At 72.3% G+C, this 19453-nt stretch carries 18 protein-coding genes; 7 read left to right on the top strand and 11 right to left on the bottom strand.

What is annotated here, in order from left to right:
* Nucleotides 1-4 precede the first annotated feature (4 nt).
* The 3 genes from ACFVX9_RS06600 to ACFVX9_RS06590 all read right to left on the bottom strand — a co-directional run bounded on the left by ACFVX9_RS06600 (nucleotide 5) and on the right by ACFVX9_RS06590 (nucleotide 3240).
* Complete coding sequence (locus ACFVX9_RS06600; RefSeq protein WP_380345562.1) at nucleotides 5-832, bottom strand: carbohydrate ABC transporter permease; 828 nt, start codon at nucleotides 830-832, stop codon at nucleotides 5-7.
* The gene (locus ACFVX9_RS06595) at nucleotides 829-1857 is read right to left on the bottom strand and encodes a carbohydrate ABC transporter permease (protein ID WP_371517174.1); all 1029 of its coding nucleotides are present in this window, start codon (nucleotides 1855-1857) and stop codon (nucleotides 829-831) included. Before ACFVX9_RS06595 ends, ACFVX9_RS06600 begins: the two co-directional genes overlap by 4 nt.
* A 90-nt stretch (nucleotides 1858-1947) precedes the next feature.
* Nucleotides 1948-3240, bottom strand: coding sequence for an extracellular solute-binding protein (locus ACFVX9_RS06590; protein ID WP_063347864.1), 1293 nt, complete (start codon nucleotides 3238-3240; stop codon nucleotides 1948-1950).
* Nucleotides 3241-3577: 337 nt separating this feature from the next.
* Here ACFVX9_RS06590 and ACFVX9_RS06585 point away from each other — a divergent pair, with 337 nt between their 5' ends.
* Nucleotides 3578-4369 carry a GntR family transcriptional regulator gene (locus tag ACFVX9_RS06585; protein WP_244293370.1) on the top strand — a complete coding sequence of 264 codons (792 nt, stop codon included), beginning with the start codon at nucleotides 3578-3580 and terminating at the stop codon, nucleotides 4367-4369.
* 196 nt (nucleotides 4370-4565) lie between these two features.
* Here ACFVX9_RS06585 and ACFVX9_RS06580 read toward each other — a convergent pair whose 3' ends face one another.
* Nucleotides 4566-4832: a metal-sensitive transcriptional regulator gene (locus tag ACFVX9_RS06580; RefSeq protein WP_063350689.1), complete on the bottom strand. Its 267-nt coding sequence runs from the start codon at nucleotides 4830-4832 to the stop codon at nucleotides 4566-4568.
* A 145-nt stretch (nucleotides 4833-4977) separates the two neighbouring features.
* Nucleotides 4978-5325 carry a PRC-barrel domain-containing protein gene (locus ACFVX9_RS06575; RefSeq protein ID WP_063350688.1) on the bottom strand — a complete coding sequence of 116 codons (348 nt, stop codon included), beginning with the start codon at nucleotides 5323-5325 and terminating at the stop codon, nucleotides 4978-4980.
* Between the two features lie 244 nt (nucleotides 5326-5569).
* On the opposite strand from ACFVX9_RS06575, the gene ACFVX9_RS06570 reads away from it, so the two are divergent.
* Together ACFVX9_RS06570 and ACFVX9_RS06565 are read left to right on the top strand one after the other, a co-directional pair.
* Nucleotides 5570-6400 carry an SAM-dependent methyltransferase gene (locus ACFVX9_RS06570; protein ID WP_380343898.1) on the top strand — a complete coding sequence of 277 codons (831 nt, stop codon included), beginning with the start codon at nucleotides 5570-5572 and terminating at the stop codon, nucleotides 6398-6400.
* A gap of 386 nt (nucleotides 6401-6786) precedes the next feature.
* Nucleotides 6787-7512: a DUF4097 family beta strand repeat-containing protein gene (locus ACFVX9_RS06565; protein ID WP_063350686.1), complete on the top strand. Its 726-nt coding sequence runs from the start codon at nucleotides 6787-6789 to the stop codon at nucleotides 7510-7512.
* 105 nt (nucleotides 7513-7617) lie between these two features.
* Here the strand turns inward: ACFVX9_RS06565 and ACFVX9_RS06560 are convergent, their stop codons facing one another.
* The 4 genes from ACFVX9_RS06560 to ACFVX9_RS06545 all read right to left on the bottom strand — a co-directional run bounded on the left by ACFVX9_RS06560 (nucleotide 7618) and on the right by ACFVX9_RS06545 (nucleotide 12922).
* The gene (locus ACFVX9_RS06560; RefSeq protein WP_244293555.1) at nucleotides 7618-8268 is read right to left on the bottom strand and encodes a hypothetical protein; all 651 of its coding nucleotides are present in this window, start codon (nucleotides 8266-8268) and stop codon (nucleotides 7618-7620) included.
* Nucleotides 8269-8476: 208 nt separating this feature from the next.
* Complete coding sequence (locus ACFVX9_RS06555) at nucleotides 8477-9151, bottom strand: response regulator transcription factor (RefSeq protein WP_363374720.1); 675 nt, start codon at nucleotides 9149-9151, stop codon at nucleotides 8477-8479.
* A complete protein-coding gene (locus tag ACFVX9_RS06550; protein WP_063350684.1) occupies nucleotides 9148-10491 on the bottom strand; it encodes a sensor histidine kinase in 1344 nt (447 codons plus the stop codon). The genes ACFVX9_RS06555 and ACFVX9_RS06550 overlap by 4 nt, the downstream gene beginning before the upstream one ends.
* A 241-nt stretch (nucleotides 10492-10732) precedes the next feature.
* Entirely contained in the window at nucleotides 10733-12922 is a 2190-nt protein-coding gene (locus tag ACFVX9_RS06545) for an MMPL family transporter (RefSeq protein ID WP_387980749.1), read from the bottom strand.
* A 412-nt stretch (nucleotides 12923-13334) separates the two neighbouring features.
* On the opposite strand from ACFVX9_RS06545, the gene ACFVX9_RS06540 reads away from it, so the two are divergent.
* The 4 genes from ACFVX9_RS06540 to ACFVX9_RS06525 all read left to right on the top strand — a co-directional run bounded on the left by ACFVX9_RS06540 (nucleotide 13335) and on the right by ACFVX9_RS06525 (nucleotide 17799).
* Nucleotides 13335-14459, top strand: a complete 1125-nt coding sequence (locus tag ACFVX9_RS06540) for a DegT/DnrJ/EryC1/StrS family aminotransferase (RefSeq protein ID WP_380481921.1) — start codon at nucleotides 13335-13337, stop codon at nucleotides 14457-14459.
* Nucleotides 14460-14555: 96 nt separating this feature from the next.
* The gene (locus ACFVX9_RS06535; protein ID WP_063350681.1) at nucleotides 14556-15500 is read left to right on the top strand and encodes an NAD(P)-dependent oxidoreductase; all 945 of its coding nucleotides are present in this window, start codon (nucleotides 14556-14558) and stop codon (nucleotides 15498-15500) included.
* Nucleotides 15501-15512: 12 nt separating this feature from the next.
* Nucleotides 15513-16592 (top strand): hypothetical protein, encoded by a 1080-nt coding sequence (locus ACFVX9_RS06530; protein WP_380481919.1) that lies wholly within the window; start codon nucleotides 15513-15515, stop codon nucleotides 16590-16592.
* Between the two features lie 253 nt (nucleotides 16593-16845).
* Nucleotides 16846-17799 (top strand): excalibur calcium-binding domain-containing protein, encoded by a 954-nt coding sequence (locus ACFVX9_RS06525; protein ID WP_380481917.1) that lies wholly within the window; start codon nucleotides 16846-16848, stop codon nucleotides 17797-17799.
* A gap of 92 nt (nucleotides 17800-17891) precedes the next feature.
* Here ACFVX9_RS06525 and ACFVX9_RS06520 read toward each other — a convergent pair whose 3' ends face one another.
* Together ACFVX9_RS06520 and ACFVX9_RS06515 are read right to left on the bottom strand one after the other, a co-directional pair.
* On the bottom strand, nucleotides 17892-18650 hold the full coding sequence (locus ACFVX9_RS06520) for a polysaccharide deacetylase family protein (protein WP_380377431.1): 759 nt from the start codon (nucleotides 18648-18650) through the stop codon (nucleotides 17892-17894).
* Entirely contained in the window at nucleotides 18647-19435 is a 789-nt protein-coding gene (locus ACFVX9_RS06515; RefSeq protein ID WP_063350678.1) for an SDR family NAD(P)-dependent oxidoreductase, read from the bottom strand. The genes ACFVX9_RS06520 and ACFVX9_RS06515 overlap by 4 nt, the downstream gene beginning before the upstream one ends.
* Nucleotides 19436-19453: the final 18 nt, after the last annotated feature.

The following is a 19453-nucleotide window of genomic DNA, read 5'->3' as shown; positions in this document are numbered from 1 at the left end:
TTTCTCAGCCCTTCACGGCGCCGTCGGTCAGTCCGCCGACCGCCTTGCGCTGCAGGAAGACGAACAGGATCAGCACGGGGATGGCGAACATCGTGGACGCCGCCATGGTGGCGCCCCAGTCGTTGCCGAAGGCGGTCTTGAAGGACGACAGCCACAGCGGGAGGGTCTTGCCCTCCTCCTTGTTGAGGATCAGGACGAGCGGGAACTCGTTCCACGCGGTGATGAAGCCGAACAGCGAGGTCGACATCAGACCGGGGGCCAGCAGCGGGAAGATCACCTTCACGAAGGCCTGGGAGCGGGTGCAGCCGTCCACCATGGCCGACTCCTCCAGCTCCTTCGGCACCGCGGCGATGAAGCTGCGCAGCGTCCAGATGGTGAAGGGCAGCACCATCATCATGTAGAAGAACGTCAGCGGCACGAGGCTGTTCAGCATCTCGTTGTCGCGCGAGATCATGTAGACCGCGATGGTCATGACCTCCCACGGCGCCATCTGCGCGACCATGACGACCAGGACGAAGGCCTTGCGGCCGCGGAACTTCATCCGGGCGATGGCGAAGGCCGCGAGGGTCGCGATCACCAGCGAGATCAGCACCGCACCGACGGTGGCGATGAGGCTGTTGGTGACGTACGTCCAGAAGTTGGGCGCGTTGATCGCGGTGGTGAAGTGGTCGAGGGTCCCGTCGAACGGGATGAAGACCGGCGTCTTGCTGATGATGTCGTTGTCCTGCTTGAAGGCAGTCGCGATCATCCAGTAGACGGGGAAGATGAAGAAGACGAAGAGGACGACCGCGATCACGTTCGGCCAGGTACGTCCGATGAGCGAGCGCCTCACAGCTCGTCCTCCTGCTTGATCATGATGCGGAAGTAGTACGCCATCATCGCGCCCAGCATCAGGATGGTGAGCACCGCGATCGCGGAGCCGATGCCGTAGTGCTGCCCGGACGAACCCTCCAGGAAGGCGTGCACGGGCAGGGTGCGGGTCAGGTTCTCGGGGCCGCCGCCGTTGATCGCGTACACCTGGGTGAAGGCCTTGAAGACCCAGATGATCTCCAGGAACGTCGTGGCCAGGAAGAACGGCTTCAGGTTCGGGAAGATCACCGAGCCGAAGATCTTGGACGCGCCGGCGCCGTCCATCCGGGCGGCCTCGTAGAGCTCCTTGGGGATGGTGGTCAGTCCGGCGTACATGTTGAACGCCACGAAGGGGACCGACTGCCAGACGATCAGCAGGATCACCACGAAGAAGGTCGAGTACTGGTCGCTCATCCAGTTGTAGTCGGCCATCGCGTGCCAACCGAGCTTGTCCAGGAACCAGTTGACGACGCCCCACTGCTGGTCGAACAGCCAGGTGTAGACGGTGGTCGCGGCGACCACGGGCATCGCCCAGGCCATCAGCAGGCCGACCGAGAGGAGCAGCCGCATCCGCTTGCCGAGGCGGTTGAGCAGCAGGCCGATCAGGGTGCCGCCGACCATGATCAGCACGACGTTGACCAGGGTGAAGACGACGGTGCGCCCGGTGACCGCCCAGAAGTCCGGGTCGGTCAGCTGCTCCTTGTAGTTGTCGAAGCCGTTCCACTCGGTCAGGTGCTGGACGAACTGGCGCTTGTTGAGGTTCTGGAACGACAGCAGGACCGTCTTCACCAGCGGCCAGCCGAGCAGGGCGAGGGTCGCCACGGTGGCGGGCAGCAGCAGCAGGTACGGTGCCAGGCGTGCGCCGAGGCTCGGCCCGCCTGCGGGTCTGGCGCCCTTGCGGGGGGTGCCGTCGGCGCCACCACCGGCGGCACTCGTCTCAATTCCGGCCACGGCAGCCTTCCCTGAATCCGGGGACTGCGTCTGCACCCGCTCCGAATGCACAGCCATCGTTCTCACTTCCTCACAACCCGAACCACGACGGACAGGCGTCGCTCACCGACCCCCCGCCGGGGGTCGGTGAGCGACGCCGCTCGGTGCCTACTGCTTCTGGTTGAGCCGCTTCGCGATCTCGTCGTCGTACTTCTTCGCGGTGGCCGCGTAGTCGCCGCCCTGGAGGGCCGCGGTCAGGAACTCCTTGATCGGGTTCGGCTTGTCCTCGACGCTCGCCCAGTTCGGGGTGATCGGGGTGACCGCGCCGACCGCCGAGGCGGACTGGGCGGCCTTCGCGAAGTCGCCGGTGAGCTGGCTGTTCAGCGCGGCCTTGTTCGGGATGTTGCCGGCGGCGGCGACCGCGCCCTCGTTCTTGTCGTTGAGGGCGATCTTCAGGAAGTCCTTGGCCATGTCGGTGTTCTTGCTCTGCGCACCGATCGCCAGGTTCGAGCCGCCGAGGAAGACGCCGGAGGGCTTGTCAGCGGTCTTGCCCGGGAGCGGGAAGAAGCCGATCTTGTCCTTCGCCATGTCCTTCTCCGCCGGGAGCTCCCAGCCGAGGGCGATCATGGTGCCGACGTTGCCCTTGCCGAAGACGTCCTTCTGCTGCGGGGTGGCCTCGTCCTTGTCCTTCGGACCGGTGGCCGAGTAGCCCTGCAGCTTCTTGTAGGTCTCGAAGGCCTTCTGCGCCTCGGGCGAGGACAGGCCGCCGACCCACTTGTCGCCGTCCTTCTTGGCGATCTTGCCGCCCTCACCGGTGAGCAGGCCGAAGTAGGTGTACCACTCCTGACCCGGCAGGTAGATCGGGTCGGCGACGCCCTCGGTGGCCTTCAGCTTGTCCAGGTCGGCGTAGAACTCGTCCAGGGTCTTCGGCGCGTCGGTCAGCTGGGCCTTGGCCCAGAGGTCCTTGTTGTAGGCGACGACGCGGTTGGAGACCCACCACGGGGCGGCGAACTGCTTGCCGTCCAGCTGGGCGGCCTCGTTCTGGTTGGCGTTCCAACCGTCGCCGCCCAGGGCGGACTTGTCCTTGGTGATGTCGAGCAGGCCGCCCGAGGCCGCGTAGCCGGAGGTCTGGGTGTTGCCGAGCTCGACGACGTCGACCGAGCCCTCGGACAGCGCGGCGGTCACCTTCTGACCGATGCCGTCCCACTCCTGGATCTGGAAGTCGACCTTGGAGCCCGGGTAGGTGGTCTCGAACTCGCTCTTGACCGCGTCGGTCCAGCCCTTCGGGGCGGAGCCGGTCATCAGCCACACCTTCAGCGTCTTGCCGCTGTAGTTCTTGGCGCCCGCCGCGGACGACGAGTTCGAACCGGCGTTGTCCTTGCTCTTGCCGTCCGAGCCACAGGCCGCCAGGCCGACGACCATTGCTGCGACGCCGACCGCCGCGATGAGCTGACGCTTCACGCCATCCTCCTGAGGGATGCCTGGGTTACCCCCGTCGGGCGGCAGCGGCAGACCCACGTAAAGCGGGGGGAAAGGTGCCGCGGACCCCTTCGAGCGGGTGGGGGGATTCATAGTGACCGGCCTAGTGGTGTAGACCAGATGCCTGGAGCTTGGCCTAGACCAATGGGCCTGTCAACGGCTGTTCGACCGATCCGGACCACCCGTTATCAAGCCGACACCGCACATCGTTCATCGCGTGATGAGGTATTCGTTCCGTAGCCATACATGCAACGATGTCACCCGTTAACTATGTGGCGGGGCCCGTAAAGGCCCCGCGAGAAGCGGGAGAACAGGTCCGATGAGCAGCGACGGGGGAACCACCGCCCAGGTCAACGACCCCGAGGTGAAAAACCTCCCGACGCAGGCCGGCGCCGACCCGACCGCGCGCGTCCCCAAGTACTACGGTCTCAAGCGCCACCTGCTCCAGCTGACCGAGACCCAGCCCGCCGGCACCCCGGTCCCGCCCGAGCGCGCGCTGGCCGCCCAGTTCGACACCTCCCGCACCACCGTGCGCCAGGCGCTGCAGGAACTGGTCGTCGAGGGCCGGCTGGAGCGCATCCAGGGCAAGGGCACCTTCGTCGCCAAGCCCAAGGTCGCCCAGGCCCTCCAGCTCACCTCCTACACCGAGGACATGCGGGCCCAGGGCCTGGAGCCCGCCTCGCGGCTGATCGAGATCGGCTACATCACCGCCGACGACCGGCTCGCCCCGCTGCTCGACATCAAGCCCGGCGGCCGGGTGCTGCGGATCGAGCGCCTGCGACTGGCCAACGGCGACCCGATGGCCATCGAGGTCGCCCACCTGTCCGCCAAGCGCTTCCCCGCGCTGCGGCGCAACCTCGCCAAGCACAACTCGCTGTACGCGGCGCTGCGCGAGGTGTACGGGGTCACCGTGGCCGAGGCCGAGGAGACCATCGAGACCACCCTCGCCAACCCGCGCGAGGCCGGCCTGCTCGGCTCCGACCTCGGGCTGCCGATGCTCCAGCTCTCCCGGCACTCCTTCGACGCCGACGGCGACCCGGTGGAGTGGGTCCGCTCGATCTACCGCGGCGACCGCTACAAGTTCATCACCCGGCTCAAGCGCCCGGAGTAGTCCGGGCGGAGCAGTCCGGGCGAGGCAGTTCGGGGCGGAGTAGCTCAGGGCAGAGCACTCCCCCCTCGCACCACGGGCACCGGGGGGGGGGGGAAGGGGGGGAGGGGGGGGGGGAACAGAGAGGGCCCCCTCCCCCCCCCCCCCGCGCTGCTGCGCCTCTGCGCCTCTTGGCTTCTGCGCTCCTCGGCTTCCTGACTTATGCCAGGGCGAGGAACAGCTTCTCCAGCTCGGCCTCGCTCATCGGCGGGGTGTCCTCGTCGGAGACGGCCATGCACTGGCGCATGCCGCTGGCCACGATCTTGAACCCGGCCCGGTCCAGGGCGCGCGAGACCGCCGCGAGCTGGGTGACCACGTCCTTGCAGTCACGGCCCGCCTCGATCATCGCGATCACCCCGGCCAACTGGCCCTGGGCACGGCGCAGCCGGTTCAGGACCGCGCCGACCGACTCCTCGTCCACCTGCATGTCCGGGCCGCCTTTCGCATCGACTGTCGACTGACAACTGTACCCGGCGGGGTATCCATTCCCGGGCGGGGCGATGCGGGCGAGGGGCGCTGGGGCCTTCGGCGGTTCAGCGGCGGTGTTCAGCGGCTTTGGTCAGCGGCTGTGCTCAGCGGCGGGCGAGGCGGCGCTCGCCACCGGCGCCGGTCTCGTACGGGAGCCCGTAGTGCGCGAACACGGCCGGTTCCTCCTCGGCGGGCAGGACGTCGTCGGTGCCGATCGACGGCGCCTGCTTGACCTGGTTCTTCGGGAACGCCACCCGGACGTAGTCCGGCCCGACCACCGCCCCGTCGAGCGGGACGAACACCAGGCGGCGCTTGGTCACCAGGCCGACCGTGACGGTGGCGAAGAACGGCTGGTCGGTGGCCGTCTCCACGTAGACGGACTCCAGCGAGCCGATGCGGTGGCTCTTCTCGTCGACCACGACGTGGCCGCGCCATTCGCGGATGTCTGCCATAGCGATCACCACGGCGTCGGACCTCCCGTTCCCCGGCCTTTCCGCTTCCGTCGTCCGGCGACGGTTCGCCGCCGGGACCTCCCATCCTGCGCCGGGACGACCGGGGGCGCGCGATGGGCGACGAAAACGGACATACAGGGGTGACCCGACCAACCGCCACCAGGGCCGTGACCTGGGCTTTAGGCTGTCCGCCGAGGGAGTTGCAAGCAGATCATCCGATCGTCAACAGACGGAGGCAACGGCCGTGGGACACGACGACCTGTGGGAGTCCGGCGAGGCCGGAACCCCGGCCGACCTACGGCCCGACATCCCGCACCCGGCCCGGATGTACGACTACTACCTCGGCGGGAAGGACAACTTCCCCGCCGACCGGGCCGCCGCCGAGAAGGCGCTCGCCGCCAATCCGGAGTTCCGCTCCACCGCGCGGGCCAACCGGGGCTTCCTCACCCGCGCGGTGCGCTGCGTCGCCGACCTCGGCATCGACCAGTTCCTCGACATCGGCACCGGCATCCCCACCGCCGGCAACACCCACGAGATCGCCCAGGCCGCCAATCCCGGGGCGCAGGTCGCCTACGTCGACAACGACCCGATCGTGCTCAGCCACGCCCGCGCCCTGATGTCCGGCACGGGCCCGGGGCGGACCGCCGTCCTCCAGGCCGACCTGCGCGAGCCGTCCGCCGTACTCGCCGCCGTCGAGGCCGCAGGGCTCCTCGACCTCTCCCGACCGGTCGGCCTCGTCCTGGCCGCCGTCCTGCACTTCCTGCGCGACGAGGACAAGCCGTACCAGGCGGTCGACACGCTGATGGACGCGCTCCCCTCCGGCAGCCACCTCGTCCTCTCGCACGGCACTGCCGACTTCATCCCCGCCGAGGTCCGCGACCGCGTCACCGGCATCTACGACAAGGCCACCGCCCCCCTCGTCGGCCGCACCCGCGACGAGGTCCGCACCTTCTTCGACGGCCTCGACCTCCTCGACCCCGGCATCACCACCGTCCCGCTCTGGCGCCCCGACACCGCCCCCGCCCCCGGCGCCGACCGCGTCAGCATCTACGGCGCGGTGGGTCGCAAGCCCTGACGGCGCCCCGGGGAAAATATACCGACCGGTCTACAGATTCTCTCCCGCCCGGAGGATGCCGGGCTCGCTTCCGCGCAGGAAGTCGGCAGGTCCGACTTCCTGTGCGGAAAACGGCTCCGCGGCCGCCCCCCGAAAATATGTAGGCCGGTCTACAGATTTCTCCCCCGGGCGACGGCAGGGGCACCGGTGGGCACGGATGGGCCCAGGTGGGCACGGGTGGGGGTGGGGGGAGCGGCGCCGGGGGGCTGACTGGAGTCGCTTTAGGGGGGTTAATACCACCGACCGGGGCCACCACGTGCGGTTACTGTCGTCGGGACGGCTCCGGACGGGGGCAGTCATCAGGGGCTATCGCGCAACAAGCAGCGCAGGACACATGGGGGACGAACATGGGCAGGTACCACCGTTTCGCGGGGGCTCTCGTGGTCGCCGGGGTCTCCGCCGGGGTGCTCAGCGCCTGCAACCCGATCGGGACCAACTTCACCGACGACGCCACCGTCACGGACAAGATCACCGGCATCCGGCTGGACAGCGACGCCGGGGAGGTGACCGTGCGCGGCAAGGCCGGCGCCACCCAGGCCGCCGTCCACCGCAACATCACGTACCGGAGCGGCAAGCCGGGCGCGAGCACCCGGGTGGACGGCGGCGTGCTGGTGCTCGGCGGCTGCGGACGCAACTGCTCGGTGGACTACACCGTCGAGCTGCCGCCGGGGCTGCCGATCACCGGGGGGACGTCGGCGGGCGGGATCAAGCTCACCCAGGTCGGCGACGTCTCGGTGCACACCAGCTCCGGCGACATCACGCTCGACGACGTGGCCGGGCCGGTCGACGTGCGCACCGACAACGGCGAGATCAAGGGCACTTCGCTCAAGGGTGACCGGGTCAGCGCCAAGACCGACAACGGCGGGATCAAGCTCACCCCCGGCAAGGCCCAGAACATCACGGCGAAGACCTCCAACGGCGAGATCAACGTGACCGTGCCGACCGCCTCGTACCACGTCACCGCCTCGACCGACCTGGGCGAGAAGCACATCGGCGTCCAGAACGACCCGAACGGCCAGTACAAGCTGGACCTCGGGACGAACATCGGCGAGATCACCGTCAAGACGGGCTGACCGACCCGGTCGACGGGGCCGCCAACGGGGCGCCGTGACGGCCGAGTTCGGCCCCCCAGCGCGATCGCCCGGCCCCGCCGGTGGGCCTGGCGGGGCCGGGGGCGGTCAGAGACCGACCTGGACCTCGGCGCGGTGCCGGATGTACTCGTCGGGGTGCGCCCTCGCGATGGCCACCGCGGCCTCCACCAGGGCGTGCAGCCGCGACGGGTAGGCACGCGGCACGAGGGGCAGCCCGGGGAGGATGCAGCGCCGCACGTCCAGGTCCTCGTTGGCGACGAACTCCCGTAGCGCGGCCTCGTACCAGGCGTCCCGCACGGTCGAGCCCTCGTCGGCGGCGGCCGTGCCGCGGCCGTCCCCGACCGACAGGGACGTCCAGTACCAGGCCCGGGCGGCGCCGGCGCGCTCGGTGTCGGTGCCGGTGTGCAGGTAGCCGAGCAGGGTCAGCCGGACCCGGCGCTGGCCGAAAGCGAGCAGGGCCGGCTCGACGAAGCGCCGGTTGAAGCTCGGGTTGGGGTCGTAGATCGCCGCTTCCAGCAGTGCCTCGAAGTACTCCTCGGGCAGGTCGGTACGCCCGGAAAGCGCCTTGTGGACCTCCCACCGGGCCGCGCTCGGGAAGTCCGCCCCGTGCGCGGCCTCAGCCCCGAGCAGGCGGAGCAAACGCGTCAACCGCAGGTCGAACTCCTGCGATCCGTCCGCCGTGCGCCCGGGCAACGGCTGGAGAATCCGCACCTCGCCTGCCGTGTCCTTCGTTTCCACGAACACCCTCCTCATCCTGAGTCATCGGCAGACTACTCGCTGATACACCAGTTCGGAGGTCGTTTTCGGGCAGGCTGGAATTCAGATCACCGACATATGGCCGGAGTTTGACGGTCGCTCAGCCCTGCTACCGGCGCAAACCAGGCGAGTTGGACGGACGGGACGACGCGCGGGCCGACGGATGAGCCGACGGGCGGGCCTTCGCCGGTCAGGCCGGACGGCCCGGCGGGACCAGGCCGGACTGGTAAGCGATCGCGACGAGTTGGGCCCGGTCCCGGGCGTCCAGCTTGGCCATCGCCCGGTGGACGTGGGTGCGGACGGTGAACGGGCTGACGAACATCCGCTCGGCGATCTCCTCGTTGGTGAGCCCGGTGGCGGCCATCGACATCACCTCGCGCTCGCGCGCGGTGAGCACGGACAGCCGCTCGGAGGTGCCGCCGGCCGCCGGATCGGGCTGGGCGAGGAGCTGGTCGATGACGGCCCGGGTGGCGGCGGGCGAGAGCAGGGCGTCCCCGGCGGCGACGGTGCGGACGGCCGCGAGCAGTTCCGCCGGGTCCGCCCCCTTGCCGAGGAAGCCGCCGGCGCCGGCCCGCAGTGCCTGGGCCACGTACTCGTCGATCTCGAAGGTGGTGAGGATCAGCACCCGGGTGCCGGCCAGCTCCTCGTCGCCGCAGATGGCGGCCGTCGCACCGAGGCCGTCGGCGCCGGGCATACGGATGTCCATCAGGACGATGTCGGGGCGGGTGGCGCGGGCGAGTTCGACGGCCTGGTGGCCGTCGGCGGCCTCGCCGACCACCTCCATGTCGTCCTCGGCGTCGATCAGCACCCGGAACGCACCGCGCAGCAGCGCCTGGTCGTCCGCGAGCAGTACCCGGATGGTCATGCGTGGTCCTTGTCTACTCGTACGGCACGGTCTTCCCGGCCGGCACGGTCTACTCGAACGGCGCGGTCTTCCCGGCCCGCACGGTCCGCCCGTACGGCGCTGTCACCGCGACCGGCACAGCCACCGCGACCGGCGCTGTCGTCCCGGGCGCCGGTACGCAGCGGAAGTTCGGCGGTGACCAGGAAGCCGCCGTCGGGCCGGCTGTCGGCGGTGAGGCGGCCGCCGACCGCGCCGGCCCGTTCGCGCATGCCGATCAGTCCGAAGCCGCCCTCGCCGGGGGCCGGGTGGGGCAGCAGGGCCTGCCGGGGGCGTGCGCTGGTCGGCGGGCGGCCGTTGGCGACGCTGACAGCGACCCGGCTGCCGCTGTAGGCGAGGGTGATCTCGGCGCCGGCGCCCTGGGCGTGCTTGGCGACGTTGGTCAGGGACTCCTGGACGATCCGGTAGGCGGTGAGGTCCACGCCGGGCGAGAGCGCGCGGGCCTCGCCCTCGACGGTGAGCCGCACCGGCAGGCCGGTGCGTTCGAAGGCGTTGATCAGCTCGGGGAGCCGGTCGAGGCCGGGGGCCGGTTCGAGCGGGGCGGGCTCCTCGGCGCGGCGCAGCAGGCCGACGGTGGCGCGCAGTTCCTGGAGCGCGGAGCCGGTGGCGTCGGTGATGTGGCTGAGCACCTCGCGGGCCTGGGTGGGGTGGCGGTCCATGAGGTAGACGGCGATGCCGGCTTGGGCGTTGGCGAGGGCGATGTGGTGGGCGACGACGTCGTGCAGGTCGCGGGCGATCCGGATCCGCTCGTCGGCGACCCGGCGGCGGGCCTCCTCCTCGCGGGTGCGTTCGGCGCGTTCGGCGCGTTCCTCGATGGCGGCGAGGTGAGCGCGGCGGTTGCGGATGGAGTCGCCGAGGGCGCCGGGCAGCAGGGCCCAGGCGAGGACGCCGAGCCGTTGGCCGATCGGGCCGCCGCCGTCGCCGATCAGCGAGGTGCCGGTGAGCAGGACGGCGGAGGCGATCGAGGCGCGCAGGGCGGTGGCGCGGTCGGTGCGGACGGCGAGGAAGTAGAGGGCGAGCAGCAGCGGGGTGGCCAGCCCGGGGGTGAGGCGGGGGGTGGTGAGGATGAGGGCCATCGTGCAGATCAGCGTGATGACGACCACGGTCCGCGGGTGCCGTCGGTGGGCGAACACGGTGACGGCGGAGGCCAGCGCGATGGTGGCGCTGAGCGGCCTGAAGGAGATGACGTGGCCGGTCTGGTCGACGGTGACGCCGAGGCCGGTCATCGCGATCAGCACGGCGCCGCCGACGGCGTCGAGCAGCCGGGGGTGGTCGCGGCGCAGCCGCTGCCAGGTGTCGCTCATCGTGGTGCTCTCCGGGTCGGGGGTGCCCTGGCGGCACCCTCGCCGGGTTCTGCCAGTTCGTGCCGAACCGCGCCCTGCCGGGCGGGGTGGGCCGGGTCGGGGGCCGCCGTGTGCGTGGCGGACCCCGACAGCAACGGTAACGGTAGGGATCGAACCATTGTCCGGGCCGGGGCCCGCCCCGTGGATCGGGACGGGCCCCGGCTGGTCCGCAGGGGGGTCGACGGGGGCTTGAAGACACGCCCTAGACGCCGACGGACTCCCGGACCGGGGCCGGTTCGGGGGCGGCGGTCTGCAGCTTGCTGCCCTCGACGTCGATGTCCGGTATCAGCCGGTCCAGCCAGCGCGGCAGCCACCAGGCGCGGCGGCCGAGCAGGGCCAGGACGGCCGGGACGATGGCCATCCGGACCACGAAGGCGTCGAAGGCGACGGCCGCGGCGAGGCCCAGGCCCATCATCTTGATCATCGGTTCGCCCATGCCGATGAAGCCCGCGAAGACGGCGATCATGATGAACGCGGCGGCGGTGACCACCCGGGCGTTATGCCGGAAGCCGGTGACGATGGCCTCGTCGGGCTGCTCGCCGTGGACGTAGCCCTCGCGGATCCGGGTGACCAGGAACACCTCGTAGTCCATGGCGAGGCCGAAGACCACGCCGACCATGAAGATCGGCATCATGCTCATCACCGGGCCGGTCTGTTCGACGCCGATCAGGTTGGCCAGCCAGCCCCACTGGAAGACCGCGACGACCGCGCCGAGCGCGGCGGCCACCGAGAGCAGGAAGCCGAGCGCCGCCTTCAGCGGGACGAGCACCGAGCGGAACACCACCAGCAGCAGGACGACGGCGAGGCCGACGACCACCGCGAGGTAGGGCACCAGCGCGTCGGTGAGCTTCTGCGAGACGTCGATGTTCATCGCCGTCGTGCCGCTGACCAGGACCGTCGCCCCGGTGCTCGTCTTGAGGCCGGCGGCGTGGCCGCGGATCGCCTGGACCAGGTCCTTGGTCTCCGCAGCGCTCGGACCGGTGGACGGGACGGCGTTCAGCAGGGCGGTGTCCCCCGCCTTGTTGAACATCGGCGGGGTGACGGAGACCACGCCGGGCAGCCCGGAGACCGTCTTGGCGACCTCGCTCGCGGCGGCCTTCGGATCGGGCGTGCCCTTGACGTCCACCATGACGGTCAGCGGCCCGTTGAAGCCGGGGCCGAAGCCCTCGGACAGCAGGTCGTAGGCGCGGCGCTGGGTCGTGGAGGTCGGCTTGGACTCGTCCCCGGGCAGGCCGAGCCGCAGGTCGAGCGCGGGGGCGGCGAGCACCCCGAGGCCGATCACGCCGCCGAGCAGCACCGCGAGCGGGCGGCGCAGCACGAACTTGGCCCAGCGGGAGCCGCCGTTCTCCTTCTTCGGCTGGACGGCGCCCTTGCGGGCCTTGCGGGGCAGCACCCGGCGGCCGATGAAGCCGAGCAGCGCGGGGACCAGGGTGAGCGCGACCAGGACGGCGATGACCACCGTGCCGGCCGCGGCCATGCCCATCTTGGCGAGCATCGGGATGCCGACCACCGAGAGCCCGGCCAGGGCGATCACCACGGTGAGCCCGGCGAACACCACGGCGGAGCCTGCTGTGCCGACGGCCCGGCCGGCCGCCTCCTGCGGGGTGTGGCCCTCGGCGAGCTCGGCCCGGAAGCGGGAGACGATGAACACGGCGTAGTCGATGCCGACCGCGAGGCCCAGCATCATCGCGAGCGTGCTGGTGGTGGAGGACAGGCCGAGCGTGCTGCCCAGCCCGGTGATCAGGGCCATGCCTAGGCCGACCCCGATCACGGCGGTGAGCAGCGGCAGGCCCGCGGCCACGAGTGAGCCGAAGGTGATCACCAGGACGACCGCGGACAGCGCCATGCCGATCATCTCGCTGCTGCCGCCGGCCTCGGGCTTGGCCATCAGCGCGTTGCCGCCGACCTCGACCTTGAGCCCGGCGTCCCGCCCGTGCTGGGCGGCCTGTTCGAGGGCGTCGGTGGCGCCCTTGGACAGCTCGCCCGCCTTGACGGAGTAGCTGACGGTCGCGTACGCGGTGGTGCCGTCCTTGGAGACGGTGTTGGCCTTGAACGGGCTGACCGCGCCGGTGACCTCGTCGGCGTGGGCGAGCTCGGCGACCGTCCGCTCCACCGCCTGCTGGTTGGGCTCGGCGGTGATCTTCTGCCCGGACGGGGCGACGAACACCAGGCGGGCCGAGGCGCCGTCGGCGTGGCCGCCGGGGAAGCGCTCGTTCATCAGGTCGAAGGCCTTCTGCGCCTCCGTACCGGGCATCGCGAAGCCGTCGTCGGGTGCGGCGGGCGCCTTGGCCGCCAGGACTCCGCAGACCGCCAGCACGGCGACCCAGAGCAGGGTCACCAACCGGCGTCGGACGAAGGCCCAGCGGCCCAGGCGGTACAGGAACGTGGCCACGGAAGAGTGGACTCCTTCGGATCTCGGTCAGCGTGCGCACCACGGCCGCCCCGGCGCCTTTCGGCGCGGACCGCCCGCAGCATGACCCATCCTTGATCGCCGACCCCTCCTCCGTCGTCGTCCCTGCGCAGGCCGTTTGCGTACTGCGGACGCAGTACGGACTCTCCCCGGACGGCGGAAGCGCATCAGCTGTGGCGGGAGAAGTCGGGCGCACTCCCGGCGACGGCGGGACGGTGACGGGGGCAGTGACAGGGCGGCGACGGGGCCGGGCGCCGTCACCCGGGCGGGCGGCGACGACGGGCCGCGGCCCGGCGGGCGAAGTAGCGTGATGTGCCAGGCCCGACCCTTTTCCTGTGGTTCGGACCCATCTGACCCGATCGGTGCTGACCCCAGCCCGCCGCCGGAGGTGCCCATGGGCGTTCCAGCCGCCCGCATCGTGTTCGACGAATCCGACCGCGCGGCCGTCGCCGAGGCGGTGATGGAGATGCTCACCACCGGCGCCCTCACCCTGGGCCCGTGGACCGAGCGCTTCGAGCAGGCCTTCGCCGCCGAGCACGGCGCCTCGCACGCCGTCGCGGTGAGCAGCGGCACCGCGGCGCTGGAGGTGATCCTGCGCACGGTCGACGTCCGGGGCCGCGACGTCGTCGTGCCGGCCGTCACCTTCTACGCGACCGCCGGCGCCGTCCTGCACGCCGGCGGGCGTCCGGTGATCGCCGACGTCGACCCGGCCACCCTGGCGCTCTCCCCCGAGACGCTGGAGCCGGCCCTCACCCCCGATACCGCAGCCGTCGTACTCGTCCACATCGGCGGACTGATCACCCCGCGGGTCGAGGAGCTGCGCGCGCTCTGCGACCGGCACGGCGTCCCGCTGGTCGAGGACGCCGCACACGCCCACGGCAGCAGCCTCGACGGGCGCAGCGCCGGGACGTTCGGCCTGGCCGGGGCCTTCTCGTTCTACCCGACCAAGGTCACCACCAGCGGCGAGGGCGGCCTGGTCCTCACCGAGTCGCCCGAGCTGCGCGACGAGGCCCGCACCTACCGCGACCAGGGCAAGGGCTCCTTCACCACCAACCACCACGTCCGGCTCGGCCACGCCTGGCGGATGAGCGAGCTCAGCGCGGCCGTCGGCGCCGTGCACCTGCGCCGGCTCAAGGAGTTCATCGAGACCCGCCGGGCCGTCGCCCGCCGCTACGACGAGGCGCTGGCCGGGCTCGACGGCCTGGAGCCGGTGCTCGAACCGCCCGGCTGCCGCGGCAACTACTACAAGTACGTGGCGCTGCTGCCGCCCGGGGTGGAGCGCGCCGCGTTCAAGCGGGCGGTCGCCGAGGAGTACGGCGTGCGGCTGTCCGGCGAGGTGTACGACCTGCCGCTGCACCTGCAGCCCGTCCTCGCCCCCTACCGGCGCGGGCCGCTGCCGGTCGCCGAGGACGTCTGCGCGCGGCAGGTGTGCCTGCCGGTGCACTCCGACATGACCGGGGACGAGACGGAGCAGGTCATCGAGGCCGTCTCGGCGGTGCACCGGAGACTCGCCGGATAGCCGGGGCGGGGTCGACCCGACCAGGCGGGCGCGCCGAGGCGCTCGACACGGAGTTCGAGAAGGCGCTCGACACGGAGCCCGACAAGGAGAGAGATCGTGCGGATAGCCGTCACCGGGGGATGTGGATTCATCGGGTCACACGTCGTGGACCACCTGCTCGCGGCCGGCCACGACGTCCTCGCGGTGGACACCACCGACAAGTACCTCAACCCCGACGCCGAACACGCCCGGCTCGACATCCTCGACCTCGCGGCCCTCACCTCCGCGCTGGCCGGCAGTGAAGTGGTGTACCACCTCGCCGCGATGGCCGACGTCGAACAGGTCTCCGCCGACCCGGTGCGGGCCGTGCGGACCAACATCGACGGCACCGAGGCCGTCCTGGAGGCCGCCCGGCGCAGCGGGCTGAGCCGCACCGTGCTGGCGAGCACCGTCTGGGTCTACGGCGCCGCTCTCACCGACGATCAACTCGACGGCGGGGAGCAGGAGTTGGACGAACACGTGCCGATCGAGCTGGAACACAGCGGCCACCTCTACGTGGCCACCAAGCTCGCCGCCGAGATGCTGGTGCACAGCTACCGCGAGCTGTACGGGCAGCACTTCACCATCCTGCGCTACGGCATCCCGTACGGGCCCCGGATGCGCGACGAACTGGTCGTCGCCCGGTTCGTCCAGGCCGCGCTCACCGGGCGACCGATCACCATCGCCGGCGACGGGCGGCAGAGCCGCAACTTCGTCTACGTCGAGGACCTCGCCGACGCCCACGTCCGGGCCCTGTCCCCCGCCGCCGAGGACCAGACCTTCGCCCTGGAGGGCTCCACCGCCGTCTCGGTGCGCGACATCGCCGACACCGTCGACGACCTGCTGGGGCCGGTCTCGATCGAGCACATCGACGGCCGCAAGGCCGACTACACCGGGCGGCGGATCTCCTGCGCCCAGGCCAAGCGCCTGCTCGGCTGGTCTCCGCACACCAACTTCGCGGACGGCGTACGGAGTTACGCCGACTGGTACCGGGCCGCCGCAGCCGCCTCCGCCGCCTCCTGAGCGGGCCGCCCGATGCCGCACGCCCTGCTCGTCTCCGGCTCCCTCGGCCAGGGCCACGACGTGATGGCCCAGGCCTGCGCCGACACCCTGCGGGCCCGCGGCTGGACCACCCACACGGTCGACGCGATGGCCCTGCTCGGGGAGCGCTCCGGCGCCGCCGGGGAGGCCGTGTTCCGGCGGCTGCTCGACCTGCCCGGCGTGTACGACGCCTTCCACTTCTCGGCGTTGCGGCCCGGCGCCCGGCTCGCGCTGCTCGCCGACGCGGCCGCCCGCAGCCGGCTCGTCCCGGCCCTGCGCCAACTGGTCGCAGTGCAAAGGCCGCAGCTGGTGGTCTCCGTGTTCGCCACCGCCACCTCGGCCGTCAACCGGCTGCCGCAACGGGACTTCCGGCACTTCGTGTTCTGCACCGACGTGACACCGCACCGGCTCTGGGTGCAGGAGGGCACCGACCTGTTCCTGGTCACCTCCGAGGTCGCCGCCTGCGCCGTCCGCCGCTACCGGCCGGACGCCGCCGTCACCGTCCTGCCCGCTCCGCTGCGGGAACCGTTCTACCGGCCGCCCGGCCGGGCCGAGGCGCGTGCCGAACTGGGCGTCCCGGCGGGCGGGCGGTGCGTGCTGCTGATGTCCGGCGCCTGGGGGCTCGGACCGCTCGCCCGCACCGCCGCCTCGCTCGCCGCCGCCGGTCCGCACGTGCTCGCCGTCGCCGGGCGCAACCGGGAACTGGAACGGCGGCTGCGGGCCGCCGCCCGCCGGGAGCCGCGCCTGCACCCCTTCGGCTACACCGACCGGATCCCCGCCCTGATGGCCGCCGCCGACCTCGTCGTCACCAGCTCCGGCGACACCTGTAGCGAGGCCCGCGCCCTCGGACGGCGACTGCTGCTGCTCGACGTCGTCCAGGGCCACGGCCGCGACAACCTCCAACACGAGCTGGAACTCGGCCACGCCGACGTCGCCTCCGCGCACCCCGCCGAGGTGGTCCGCAACGCCCTCGCCGCCCTCGCCCGCCCAGCGCCCACCCCCTCCCCCGGCGCCACCCCGGAGCGCTGGCGCACCGGGTTCACCGCGGCCCTGGCACAGGTGGGGCTGGCGTAGCCGAGCGCCGGGGCGAGCCATACGGGAGTCCCGGCCGGGGTGGAGCCGTGCACCCGGGCGGGGGCCGGGGCCGGAGTTCGCTACCTGGCGCATACCTGTTCCATACGAGTCCTTTACACTCTCCGAAGCCTCCGGACGGCCCCGGACAGCGGCCTCGCCCGCCGGCAGCGGCGGCCGTCCAGCCCAGGCCGGAGCACCCACCCCGGGGTGCCGCTCTCCCCGGGGACACACTCCTGCTCGAAGGAACCCCCTCGTGACCCCCGACCCGCACCGGCCGCCCGGGCCCCAGGCCGTACCGCCCCGCACCACGGCCAACCGGCTCGTCCGAGCCGCCACCCTGCTGTTCGTACCGCCGCTCGCCGCGATCTGGCTGTGGCGCTCCCGCCGCCTGCACGTCGCCGCCAAGGTGGCGCTGACCTTCTGCTGCCTGATCGGCTCGCTCTTCTGGTTGGGCGTCATCACGGGGCCGAAGCCGGAGAAGGCGCAGCCGGTCGCGGCCCCGGCGACGACCGCCGCTCCGGCTCCGGCCGCTACGGCTACGGCTACGACGGCGGCCACCCCGGCCGACGCCGGGTCCCCGACGCCGACCCTGAGCGCGACTCCGACTCCGAGCGCGACTCCCACTCCCACTCCGACTCCGAGCGCCGTGTCGGGTGTCATGCCCGACGTCGCCCAGCACACCGCCGGGGAGGCGCGTGCCCTACTGGTGGCGGCCGGTGTCGCAGCCGACCGGATCCAGGAGCACAGCCGCTACCTGGACCTAGCGCTGCCCGCCGACCACGACGCCTGGGTGGTGTGCGCGAACGTGCTCCAGCCCGGGAGCAAGCTGTACCCGGCGGCCTCTCCCGCGCTCCAGCTGGTGAAGCCGGGGGCTTCGTGCCCGGCGGACCGGTACGCGGCGCTCTACGCGGACGAACGCAACGACCCGTCCAGCCCGAACCACCAGGGCAACGCCGGCGGCAGTTCCACTGGCGGGTCGTCGGGCGGAACGTCGGGCGGAACGTCAGGCGGAACGTCAGGCGGGGGCTCGGACGCGAACTCGGACGGGGCGTCGGGTGGCGGTTCCCAGGGCGGTGCCGGCGGCAGCGCCTACTACAAGAACTGCGACGCGGTGAAGGCCGCCGGCAAGGCCCCCCTGCACCGGGGCGATCCCGGGTACCGGTCCGGCCTGGACCGCGACAACGACGGCGTCGCCTGCGAACGCTAGAAGACGCCGAGCAACGCCACACGGCGAAGCCCCGCCTCGGTCGAGGCGGGGCTTCGCCGTCCGCCCGGCGCTCGGCGGCGGGCGCGATGCCGTCAGCCGCGGGCGGCCCCCGGGACGGCGTGGTCGCGGAGCGGGCCGAGGGTGAGGGAGTGGGCGCGGCAGTGGGCGGCGATCAGCGGAAGGGCGGCGAGGGTGGCCCGCCAGGAGTCGGGGGCGGAGGTGCAGTCGGAGTCGTGCAGGAGGAGGGTCGCGCCGCCGGTGAGGCCGGGGCGGGCGGCCGCGTAGACGGAGGCCCCGGTCGCCTCCGCCGTCCAGTCCCGGCCCCAGGCCGTCCACAGCACCGGGCGCAGGCCCAGCCGCCGGGCGGCCAGGGCCGGGCCCGCCGTCAGCACCCCGTACGGCGGGCGGTACCAGTGCGGGCGCACCCCGCACAGCGCGGTCACCGCCTCGGTCGCGCGGCGCAGTTCGCGCAGGTCACGGGCCGGGGCCGGGTACCACTGCGGCCGGTGGTGCCAGCCGTGGACGGCCACCTCGTGGCCGCGCAGCACCAGCTCCCGGCCGAGGGCGGGGGCGCGCTCCAGCATCGAGCCCAGCAGGAAGAAGGTGGCCCGGACACCGCCCAGCGCGTCCAGCGCGTCCAGGATCTCCGGGGTGCTGCGCGGGTCGGGGCCGTCGTCGAAGGTCAGGGCGACGTGGTGCGGGTCGGCGCCGAGGCCGGCGGTTCGACGGGCCAGCGTGCGGCGCAGCGCCGGGAGGCGCACCGCCGCCGGGGCCAGGTGCGCGAACTCCGCCGCGGCCGCCGCCGCGGCCGCCGTCGCGAGCACCCGGGTCGCGGTGTTCACCGGGCTCACCCGAAGCGGGAGGCCATGCGCCGGAACACGCCCGGCGCCACGCCGTGGATCCGGGCCGGGAAGCCGAGCCAGTGCGGCACGAAGAGCCGGTCACGCCCGGTGGTGATGGTCGCGACCACGGTGTCGGCGACCCGCTCCGCCGGCACGGGCCGTGGCCGCTCCCGCTGGTAGGGCGTGCCGCGCCGGTCGAAGAACGGGGTGTCCACCGGGCCCGGCAGCACCAGGCGCACCCCCACCCCGGTGCCGCGCAGCTCGTACCAGAGGCTCTCCGCGAACATCGCCAGCCCGCCCTTGGTCGCCGCGTACCCCGACTCGTCGCGCACGCCGACCTGGCCGGCCATCGAGCCGAGCAGCACGATCCGGCCCCGGCGGCGCTCCAGCATGCCCGGCAGGAGCAGGCGGACCAGCCGCAGCGGGGCGGCGAAGTTGACCTCGATCATCCGGTCCAGGACGTCCGAGGGGGTGTCCGCGAACGGTCCGCGCCACCCCAGGCCCGCACTGGCGACCAGCGCGTCCACCCGGCCGGCCTCCGCGAGGGCCGCCTCCGCGAGCCGGCTCGGGCCGTCCGGTTTGCTCAGGTCCTCGGGCAGGACGCGGCCACCGGTCCGGGCGGCGACCTCGTCCAGGCGGGCGCCGTCCGTACCGGACAGCAGGGTCCGCCAGCCGGCGTCGGCCAGGCGGACGGCCGTGGCCAGGCCGATGCCGGAGGAGGCGCCGGTGACGAGCACGACCGGAGGGTCGGCGGGCCCCGGCCGTCGGGGGCCGGGCTGGGCTTCGTCCGCCATCGCGCACCTGCCGCTCCG

The sequence above is a fragment of the Kitasatospora sp. NPDC058243 genome, from assembly GCF_042882025.1.
Classification (GTDB): domain Bacteria; phylum Actinomycetota; class Actinomycetes; order Streptomycetales; family Streptomycetaceae; genus Kitasatospora.
This window is presented reverse-complemented; position numbering and strand designations above follow the sequence as displayed.

Bases quoted from the DNA above. Each gene is read 5' to 3' on its own strand.
- ACFVX9_RS06575 (WP_063350688.1), bottom strand. From the start codon at position 5,325: ATGGCAGACATCCGCGAATGGCGCGGCCACGTCGTGGTCGACGAGAAG.
- ACFVX9_RS06580 (WP_063350689.1), bottom strand. From the start codon at position 4,832: ATGCAGGTGGACGAGGAGTCGGTCGGCGCGGTCCTGAACCGGCTGCGC.
- ACFVX9_RS06565 (WP_063350686.1), top strand. From the start codon at position 6,787: ATGGGCAGGTACCACCGTTTCGCGGGGGCTCTCGTGGTCGCCGGGGTC.
- ACFVX9_RS06595 (WP_371517174.1), bottom strand. From the start codon at position 1,857: ATGGCTGTGCATTCGGAGCGGGTGCAGACGCAGTCCCCGGATTCAGGG.
- ACFVX9_RS06530 (WP_380481919.1), top strand. From the start codon at position 15,513: ATGCCGCACGCCCTGCTCGTCTCCGGCTCCCTCGGCCAGGGCCACGAC.
- ACFVX9_RS06585 (WP_244293370.1), top strand. From the start codon at position 3,578: ATGAGCAGCGACGGGGGAACCACCGCCCAGGTCAACGACCCCGAGGTG.
- ACFVX9_RS06540 (WP_380481921.1), top strand. From the start codon at position 13,335: ATGGGCGTTCCAGCCGCCCGCATCGTGTTCGACGAATCCGACCGCGCG.
- ACFVX9_RS06555 (WP_363374720.1), bottom strand. From the start codon at position 9,151: ATGACCATCCGGGTACTGCTCGCGGACGACCAGGCGCTGCTGCGCGGT.
- ACFVX9_RS06515 (WP_063350678.1), bottom strand. From the start codon at position 19,435: ATGGCGGACGAAGCCCAGCCCGGCCCCCGACGGCCGGGGCCCGCCGAC.
- ACFVX9_RS06550 (WP_063350684.1), bottom strand. From the start codon at position 10,491: ATGAGCGACACCTGGCAGCGGCTGCGCCGCGACCACCCCCGGCTGCTC.